Below are 8,281 nucleotides of genomic sequence, written 5' to 3' on the forward strand. Positions count from 1 at the left end.
GGCGGATGTCGGCCCGGGGCATGGGCATGCGGTCCGGGAGGGCCGGGTCGATGCGGACGCCGCGGAAGTCACCCTGGCGGACCACGGTGGCGAAGAGGCGGAGCTGGCCGGTGGTGCGGGCGCGTTCGCCCTGCAGCCGGGCGGCGGGCAGGCCGGTTTCTTGGCCGGCGCGGATTACCAGTTCCTCGCCGATCGCCTCAATGTTGTCCGCAATCGCTTCGAGGAACGCGGCGTGGGTTTCGGGGTCCAAAGTGCTGAAGGACTGGTACGCGGCCGCAGCGGCGGAGGTCGCCGTCGTCAGCTGTTCCCCGGTGATCAGCGAGTAGGCGGGGTGGAGCTGTTCGTTGGTGGCGGGGTTGAAGCCAAAGGCGGTGTTGCCGCTTCCGACGACGGGCTGCCCGGCGATCAGGGAATGTCCGGTGAGTGTCACTGTGGTTACTCCTAAAGGGGGTGATCAAGTGCGGGTGATCAAGGACCAGTTGATCAGGAAACGGTGGCGATGAGGGCTTTGAGGTCTGCGAAGTCCTGCGGAGCGAGGTTCTGCAGCGGGGGACGAACGCCGCCGGCGGAGCGGCCGATGGCGTCCAGGCCGCCCTTGACGATGGAAACCGAGTAGCCCTTCACGCGGTCGCGGATGTCCAGGTACGGGATCACAAAGTCGTTGAGCTTCTTGTTCACGGCCACGCGGTCGTTGTTGCGGACGTCCTGGTAGAAGTCCAGGGCGAACTGCGGGACGAAGTTGTACATGGCACTGGAGTAGGTGCTCATGCCGAGCTGGAGCAGCGGGAGCGCGAAGGTTTCGGCGGTGGGAAGGCCGCCCAGGTAGAAGAGGCGGTCGCCGAGTTTGGCGTACACGCGGGCATCGTGTTCGAGGTCGCCCACGCCGTCCTTGAAGCCGATCAGGTTCTCGTGGCGGTCCGCGAGGGTGGCCACGGTGGTGTCTTTGTAGATGGCGTTGGCGCGGTTGTAGATGATGACACCCAGCGAGGTGGCGCTGCAGATGGCGCTGACGTGGTCGATCAGGCCGCCCTGGTCCGCTTCGGTCAGGTACGGGGGCAGGAGCAGGAGGCCGTCTGCACCGGCTGCCTCCGCAGCTTTGGCGTTCTCGATGGCCTGGGCCGTGGAGCCGCCGGCGGATGCCAGTACGGGAACCTGTCCGCCCACTTCCTCGACGGCGGTGCGGACCACGCGCTCGGATTCTGCCGGTGTGAGGGAAAAACCTTCACCGGTGCCGCCGGCTGCGAAGAGGCCGGCAACCGGGAAGCTGGCCTGCCAGGCAAGGTGCTTGCGGTAGTTCTCCTCATCGAACTGCAGCTGCGCATCGAACGACGTCACCGGGAACGAGAGCAGGCCTTCCTTGAGGGTGTCTGCCAATTCCTGGGGGGTGTACTTTGCCACGATGTTGTCCTCTGTCTGAATGCCGCATGGTGACTGTTCCCGGGCGGCTGGATGCTGGTTCCTGTCCAGAGTAGGCACGCAACGTGATGCCTGTCTAAGGCCCTTTTCGTATTGATTGATACCCGCAAGGCATCACCAGCGCGGAACACTCATCAGCTGGATCGGCGCTACTCGGTCCTGAATTCCAGGTCCAGCAGAAGCCTCCGCAGGGCAGGGTTAGCCACCTTGCGGTTCCAGATGGCGTGCAGCTCGACCGGCTCCTCGCCGCTGCCGCCCGCCAGCGGCAGGAATTCCACCCCCTTGATGGCCAGGAGGGTGGCGGAATGCGGGACGAAAGCAACACCCCGCTTGGCTGCGACCAGGGAGACCATGGTGAGGATCTGGCTCACCGTATGAATGACATTGCCGTGCTGGATCGAATGCATGCGGATTACGAGGTCGTAGAAGTAGGCGGCTTTGGTGGGGGAATGCATGATGAGCGGCTCGTCCCGGAGGTCGTCGTCCGCTACCGGCCTGGAAAGTCCGGCCAGGCGGTGGCCTGTTGGTACGGCCAGCACCATGGCCTCGCGGTAGAGCAGGTGCGAATCGAAAACGTCGCGGTCGAACGGCGGGCGGGCCAAGCCCAGATCGAGCTCTCCGGTCAGCAGGCCCTGGATCTGTTCGCCCGTCACCAGCTCCTGGAGGTCGATGTCCACCTCCGGCAGGATTGACGCGATTTCTTCAAGGAGAGGTCCCAGGATGCTGAAGCCACTGGCGGCCGTAAAGCCCACGCGCAAAACTCCAGAGCGGCCGGTGGCGATCCGGCGGGCCGTCACGGGCGCCCGCTGGGCCAATGCCATCAGCCTCTTGGCTTCATCCAGGAAAGCAGCCCCTGCCGGAGTGAGCTGCACCTTGCGGTTATCGCGTTCCAGGAGTTCGGTGCCGATACTCTTTTCCAGCTTCTGGATCTGGCGGCTGAGCGGGGGCTGGGTCATATTCAGCTTTTCCGCTGCCCGTCCGAAGTGAAGCTCCTCCGCGACCGCAATGAATCCAGCCAGTTGGTCGAAAGTGAACATGATGCCTTTCGGGTATCACTTGATGCATATTAGGGCTTAGACATGCATCATAACGCGTCTCTATAGTCGGTGAGCGAGCCAGAAGTGATTCGGTTCACAGCGAAGAACCGGGTTTGCCCCGAATCTCTATGAGGAGTACCAATGATGCACTTCCCCACCCGCCGCACCCTTCTCGGCGCGGCCTCCGCCGTCACCCTGCTGGCGCTTACTGCCTGCGGCAACGTGGCGGGCGGCGCTGCGGCTGATTCCGCCAAATACCCCTCCGGCCCCGTGAGCCTCTCCGTGGGCCAGGCCGCCGGCGGAAGTACCGACCTCATCGCCAGGGCCCTCGCCGAAGGCGCTTCCAAGACGCTCGGCCAGCCGATGCCTGTGGTGAACAAGCCCGGTGCCAACGGCGCCCTGGCCACCAAGGAAGTGGCGGGCAAACCTGCAGACGGCCAGGAACTGGTCCTGCTCAATGCGTCCCTCATCACCATCACCCCGTTGGCGGTCTCCGCCGACGAGGCCGTGAACATCGATGACCTGGACATCATCGCCGGCCTGTCCCAGGACGACTACGTCCTGGTGGCCAGCACCCAGTCCGGCTTCAAAACGTTCAAGGATGTATCCGACGCCGGCCGCAACGTCACCTTCGGCACCACCGGCGTGGGCACCGGAAGCCAGCTGGCCCAGACCGTGCTCTTCAAGCAGGCTGACGTCAAGGGTACGGATATCCCCTTCGACAGTGGAAAGCCCGCCCTGACAGCAGTCCTGGGCAACCAGGTGGAGCTCGCCACCATCCAGCTCGGCGAAGCGATGCCGCAGATCCAGGCCGGAAAGGTATCACCGCTCCTGGTCTTCTCCGAGGAACGCACCAGCTTCCTGCCGGACACGCCCACGGCGAAGGAAGCCGGTTTCGACGTCCCCGTTGCCCAGTACCGGGCAGTGGCTGCACCGAAGGGCACCCCGAAGGAAGTCAAGGACAAGCTGCTCGCCTCGTTCCAGGAAGCCTTCACGTCAGACGCCTACAAGGAATTCAACAAGAAGAACTCGCTGACCCCGAAGGAAATCTCCGGCGAGGAAGTTGTGACGGAGTGGAAGAGCTACGCAGCCAAGTACAAGGAACTGGTGGAGAAGTACGACATCAGCCTCAGCGGAACTAAGTGAAGATGACGCCGGATACCAACCTGGATGACCTGACGCCGGAGCAGCTGGCTGCCCAGTGGGAAGAGGAAAAGCCGCCTGCAGCCGGAGCCCTGGCCAACGCAGCGTCATCCCTGGTGGTCCTTGCAGTCGGCATCGCAGCAGCTGCCCTGTCCACAGCGATGGGGCTTGGCACTCCCGACAAGCCTCAGCCCGGCCTTTGGCCGTTCCTCATCAGCATCGTCATGGTGGCCCTGGGACTGTTCCAGCTGATCGCCGGCCGGCACAACCGGGATGCGGAAAAATTCACCCGCATGTCCGCTGCGCCGCTGACCGGCCTGGTGACGCTCGCCGCCATGGTGTCGCTGATGCCCCTGATCGGCTTTGAACTGCCGGCCCTGGTGCTGTGCGTTATCTGGATGCGGTTCCTGGGTGGCGAAACGTGGCGCTCGACGCTGGTAGTCAGCGCCGCCGTCGTGATTTCCTTCTACGCGATTTTCGTCCTCGCCCTCAACACCTCCGTCCCCCACCTCTTCTAGGAGACCCCCGTGGATTTTCTGAATCCCGTTATCAACGGATTTGCGGTTGTCCTGGAGCCGACCAACCTCCTGTACTGCCTGATCGGTGTCGTCATCGGCATGCTGATCGGCGTATTGCCCGGCCTGGGGCCCGCGGCAACCATCGCCATCCTCCTTCCGCTGACGTACAACGTGGAACCCGTTACCGCCATCATCATGCTGGCCGGTATCTTCTACGGCGCCCAGTACGGCGGCACCATCACCTCCGTGCTGCTGCGCCTTCCCGGTGAAGCGTCCTCGGTTGTCACTGTTTTCGACGGCTACCAGATGGCCAAACAGGGCAGGGCCGGCACGGCGCTGGGCCTGGCATCGATCGGTTCCTTCATCGGGGGCACCGCCTCCATCATCGGACTCACGTTCCTTGCCCCGATCGTGGCGAGCTTCGCGCTGGACTTCGGGCCCCCCGAGTACACCGCACTGGCGATGCTCGGCATCCTCCTGGTGGCGACCATCAGCAGCGGCTCGAAAGCCAAGGCGCTCATCGCCGCAGCCCTGGGACTCCTGCTCGCCACGGTGGGCCGGGATATCTTCACCGGCGAAAGCCGCTTCACCTTCGGCAGCCTGCAGCTGGCCGACGGCATCGACTTCGTGCCGATCGCCATGGGCATCTTCGGCCTCGGCGAGATCCTCTACAACCTTGAGGAACGGCACCGGGCCGCGAAGGCGCCGTCGAAGGTCACGAACGTCTGGCCTTCCCGCAAGGACCTCAAGCAGGCTTCCGGGGCAATCGGCCGCGGATCCGTCCTTGGCTTCTTCCTGGGGATCCTTCCCGGCGGCGGCGCCACGATCGCCTCCATGGCGTCCTACGCGATGGAGAAGAAGCGGGCCAAGCAGCCGGAGCGTTTCGGAAAGGGTGCCCCCGAGGGTGTCGCCGGCCCGGAAACCGCCAACAACGCCGCGGCAACCTCGTCCTTTATTCCGCTGCTGACCCTGGGTATCCCCGCCAATGCCACCATGGCGCTGATGTTCGGCGCCCTGCTGATCCAGGGCGTCACCCCCGGACCGCAGCTGGTGGAGCAGAACCCGGAGCTCTTCTGGGGCGTGGTGAACTCCATGTACATCGGCAACATCCTGCTGCTGATCATGAGCCTGCCGCTGGTGGGAATCTTCGTGAAGATCCTCCGTGTCCGGGCAGCCATCCTGGCGCCAGTCACCGCCCTGATCACCCTGCTCGGTGCGTACACGATCAACAACAGCATGTTCGATGTCACCCTCGTGGTGGTCTTCGGCATCGTGGGCTACCTCATGAAGAAGTTCGGATTCGAACCGGGTCCGCTCGTGCTGGCCTTCGTCCTGGGCGAACTGCTGGAAAGTTCCATGCGCCGCTCGCTGCTGGTCTTCGGCGGCGACCCCCTGGGCTTCTTCGGCCGCCCGATTTCCGCGACCCTGCTGTTGGTCTTTGTCCTGGTAGCTGTGCTGCCGGCCATCCGCGGCGCCATCGCCAAACGCAAAAACACTGTCACAGCATCAGCGGCCACGCCGGACATCAAGGAGAAGGTATGAGCATCATTGTTGGATTCGTCCCCACGCCGGCAGGGGATGCCGCCCTCACAGCCGGCATTGCCGAAGCCAAACTCCGCAACGAGGACCTGGTGATCGTCAACTCCGCCAGGGAAGGCGCACTGGTGGACAAGTCCGTCGCGTCGGAGGATGTGATGGAGCGGGCCGCCGCGCGTGCAGCTGAGGAAGGGGTGCGGGCCACCGTCATCCAGCCGCCGTACCTGCACGATCTTGCCGATGAGTTCCTTGACGTTGCCCGGGAAGCCAACGCGTCCCTGATCGTCATTGGCCTGCGGCACCGCACCCAGGTGGGCAAGTTCATCCTGGGCAGCCACGCCCAGCGGATCCTGATGCAGGCCGATCGCCCCGTCCTGGCCGTCAAGGCCGACGGAGCCCACTTCTAGGCTCGCTGACGCGCGCGGCAGATCAGGGGTCGGCGAGGCCAACGCGGGGTCACTTCCGGCCCAATCCAACGAGGATATTGGGCCGGAAGTGACCCCGCGTTGCTTTAGGGCGACCGGTGAGCCTGCCACGGTTGTTGTTCCGGGTGGAAAATAAGCATGCTTACCAATAGGCTGGCGAAGGGGAACTTCCCCTTTCGACCCAGAACGAGGTGAGAGCATGACGGACACTGAGAGCATCAGCAAAGTTACTGACATCATCAACAGTGCCCACATCGGGATGTTGACCACCATCAACGCAGAAGGCGCCCTGGTCAGCCGGCCCCTGGCCGTCCAGGACGTGAAGGACGACGGCGACATGTGGTTCTTCACGGGCCTCGGCACCTCGCAGGTCGCCCACGTCCGGGCAGACCCGCGCGTGAACGTTTCGTTCGGCAAGAACACGGAGTGGGTTTCCGTGGCCGGAACTGCCGAAGTCATCACGGACCGCGCCAAGATCCACGAAATGTGGAACCAGGTGGTGGAGGCGTGGTTCCCGGACGGCCCGGATACGCCGGAGGTGTGCCTGCTCCGCGTCGACTCGGACTCCGCAGAATACTGGACCAGCCCCGGTGGCACCGCTGCCACGGTGCTTCAGTGGGTCAAGTCCAAGGTGACCAACAGCCGGATGAGCGTTGGCGAAAGCGGCACCGTCGAGCTGTAGTCAGCCGATGGTGAACGGAAGGGCAGCTGCTGCGGCAGCTGCCCTTCCGTTTTGTCCTTTGCTTGGGTTCTGCGGCGGAGCCTCAGCTTTCGTCGCAGAGCAGGTGGTACCAGTTGTCCGCCAGGACCTCGAGGGCGTGTTCGCGGTTCGGCTCGAACTTCCGCCGGGTCCAGAGCGTGGCCACGTAGTCGAGGGCGGTGAAGGCGAGGGTTCCACGGATGTGGCGGGTCTCCGCCGGGAAGCGCCCGGCCTGTTCCATTCCGCGGACGAGGTCCGTGATGACCTCCTCATGCCAGCCCTCCACCATGGCCCGCATGTCACGGTCGACGGCGGCGGCCTCGTCGAGCACGTCAAGATAGGGGCGGAAGACCGGCCAGAGCGCCGCCCGCGACTCCAGCCAGGCCAAAATGCCCGGCAGTTCGCCCGAGCGCACCACGTCCACGAGGTCGGCCGCCGTCGAACCGCTGTCCGGGCCGTCCGCACGGTCCAGTACCTCGTTGACGCGCGCCATGAAGTCCCGCATCAGGTCACTGCGGGAGGGGTAGTACGCGTAGAAGGTCACCCGGGTGGTTCCGGCCGCGGCGGCGATCTCGTCGATGGTGGTGGCCGCGTAACCCTTCTCGGTGAAGAGCGCCAGGGCCCGCTCCACGATCACGTCGCGGGTGAGCTTCTTCTGGGCTTCTCGCAGCGACGACATAGGTCAATCCTAACGGGGGGTGTGCTGGGTCAGACCCGGGCGGGTGCGGCCGGCCGCAGCGCTGCCGGACCGCCGCCGGCCAGGCGGCGCAGTTTGGGGATCGGGATCCGGTAGTTGACAGCGGCGGCGGTGCCGCCGCCGTCGCCGTTCTGCCACCGCATCAGGACCGACCCCGGTTCGGCGCCCGGTTCGCAGTAGTCAGGGGCACCAACCACCGGCGTGAAGCCGACCGATTTGAGCGACAGGCCGAAGCCTTCCGTCCAGAAGTACGGCTGGAAGCTGAACTCCGGTGCGGCATCACCTTTGAAGAGGCCGACGGCGGCGACCTTGGCTTGGTCGATGGCGCTGGTCCAGAGGGGAACCCGCTGGATGCCGCGGCTGGTGGGGAAAAACGCCACGTCGCCGGCGGCCACGATCTCCGGCCGGACCCGGCCGCGGGAGTCGACCCGCAGCGAGCCGTCGGTGAGGAGGCCTGAGCCGGCCAGCCATCCGATGTTCGGCTCATCGCCGACAGCAGTGACCACAAGGTCCGCCTCGAGTTCGGTGCCGTCTGCCAAGGCGACCCGTGTTCCGGTGCCGTTTTTGGCGAGTCGTGCCTTCCCGCCGGCAACGATCTTCAGGCCGCGCCGGATGGCTGCGGAAGTGAAGATGTCAGCCAGGTGTCCGCCCAGCTGACGCGACAGCGGGGTGACGTCGGAGACGAGGGTGACGTCGCAGCCCACGTGCAGGCAGCCGGAGGCAACCTCCATGCCGAGCGGTCCGCCGCCGATCACGATGACCGAGGGCCGCGATGCCACGCGTTCCTTGAGGAGGATGGCGTCCTCGAT

General features: G+C 64.9%; 10 protein-coding genes. 5 read left to right on the forward strand and 5 right to left on the reverse strand.

Translation table 11 applies throughout. From position 1 onward, the window contains the following. The 3 genes from DBR22_RS12520 to DBR22_RS12530 form a co-directional block, all read right to left on the reverse strand. Positions 1 to 430: aldehyde dehydrogenase family protein (locus DBR22_RS12520; RefSeq protein WP_146187489.1), on the reverse strand; the 430-nt coding region annotated here is incomplete at its 3' end. A 53-nt stretch (positions 431 to 483) separates the two neighbouring features. Next, entirely contained in the window at positions 484 to 1,398 is a 915-nt protein-coding gene (gene kdgD, locus DBR22_RS12525) for a 5-dehydro-4-deoxyglucarate dehydratase (RefSeq protein ID WP_108599289.1), read from the reverse strand. Between the two features lie 167 nt (positions 1,399 to 1,565). Then, positions 1,566 to 2,453, reverse strand: coding sequence for a LysR family transcriptional regulator (locus tag DBR22_RS12530; RefSeq protein WP_108599290.1), 888 nt, complete (start codon positions 2,451 to 2,453; stop codon positions 1,566 to 1,568). Between the two features lie 141 nt (positions 2,454 to 2,594). Between DBR22_RS12530 and DBR22_RS12535 the strand changes: the two genes are divergently transcribed. The 5 genes from DBR22_RS12535 to DBR22_RS12555 all read left to right on the forward strand — a co-directional run bounded on the left by DBR22_RS12535 (position 2,595) and on the right by DBR22_RS12555 (position 6,757). Continuing rightward, positions 2,595 to 3,599, forward strand: coding sequence for a Bug family tripartite tricarboxylate transporter substrate binding protein (locus DBR22_RS12535; protein WP_108599291.1), 1,005 nt, complete (start codon positions 2,595 to 2,597; stop codon positions 3,597 to 3,599). 2 nt (positions 3,600 to 3,601) lie between these two features. Further along, entirely contained in the window at positions 3,602 to 4,114 is a 513-nt protein-coding gene (locus DBR22_RS12540) for a tripartite tricarboxylate transporter TctB family protein (protein ID WP_108599292.1), read from the forward strand. Positions 4,115 to 4,123: 9 nt separating this feature from the next. Further along, entirely contained in the window at positions 4,124 to 5,656 is a 1,533-nt protein-coding gene (locus tag DBR22_RS12545) for a tripartite tricarboxylate transporter permease (protein WP_108599293.1), read from the forward strand. Beyond that, the gene (locus tag DBR22_RS12550; RefSeq protein ID WP_108599294.1) at positions 5,653 to 6,057 is read left to right on the forward strand and encodes a universal stress protein; all 405 of its coding nucleotides are present in this window, start codon (positions 5,653 to 5,655) and stop codon (positions 6,055 to 6,057) included. Before DBR22_RS12545 ends, DBR22_RS12550 begins: the two co-directional genes overlap by 4 nt. A 217-nt stretch (positions 6,058 to 6,274) precedes the next feature. Beyond that, positions 6,275 to 6,757, forward strand: a complete 483-nt coding sequence (locus tag DBR22_RS12555) for a pyridoxamine 5'-phosphate oxidase family protein (protein WP_108599295.1) — start codon at positions 6,275 to 6,277, stop codon at positions 6,755 to 6,757. Positions 6,758 to 6,839: 82 nt separating this feature from the next. On the opposite strand, the gene DBR22_RS12560 is transcribed toward DBR22_RS12555, so the two are convergent. Both DBR22_RS12560 and DBR22_RS12565 read right to left on the reverse strand, forming a co-directional pair. Further along, complete coding sequence (locus tag DBR22_RS12560; protein WP_108599296.1) at positions 6,840 to 7,454, reverse strand: TetR/AcrR family transcriptional regulator; 615 nt, start codon at positions 7,452 to 7,454, stop codon at positions 6,840 to 6,842. A gap of 29 nt (positions 7,455 to 7,483) precedes the next feature. Beyond that, positions 7,484 to 8,281: FAD-dependent oxidoreductase (locus DBR22_RS12565; RefSeq protein ID WP_181365157.1), on the reverse strand; the 798-nt coding region annotated here is incomplete at its 5' end.

The sequence above is a fragment of the Arthrobacter sp. HMWF013 genome (genome assembly GCF_003061105.1).
Taxonomy (GTDB): Bacteria; Actinomycetota; Actinomycetes; order Actinomycetales; family Micrococcaceae; genus Arthrobacter.

What these genes read in the sequence shown, in the direction of transcription:
- DBR22_RS12540 (WP_108599292.1), top strand. Translation starts at nt 3,602, where the DNA reads ATGACGCCGGATACCAACCTGGATGACCTGACGCCGGAGCAGCTGGCT.
- DBR22_RS12535 (WP_108599291.1), top strand. Translation starts at nt 2,595, where the DNA reads ATGATGCACTTCCCCACCCGCCGCACCCTTCTCGGCGCGGCCTCCGCC.
- DBR22_RS12555 (WP_108599295.1), top strand. Translation starts at nt 6,275, where the DNA reads ATGACGGACACTGAGAGCATCAGCAAAGTTACTGACATCATCAACAGT.
- DBR22_RS12530 (WP_108599290.1), bottom strand. Translation starts at nt 2,453, where the DNA reads ATGTTCACTTTCGACCAACTGGCTGGATTCATTGCGGTCGCGGAGGAG.
- DBR22_RS12550 (WP_108599294.1), top strand. Translation starts at nt 5,653, where the DNA reads ATGAGCATCATTGTTGGATTCGTCCCCACGCCGGCAGGGGATGCCGCC.
- DBR22_RS12560 (WP_108599296.1), bottom strand. Translation starts at nt 7,454, where the DNA reads ATGTCGTCGCTGCGAGAAGCCCAGAAGAAGCTCACCCGCGACGTGATC.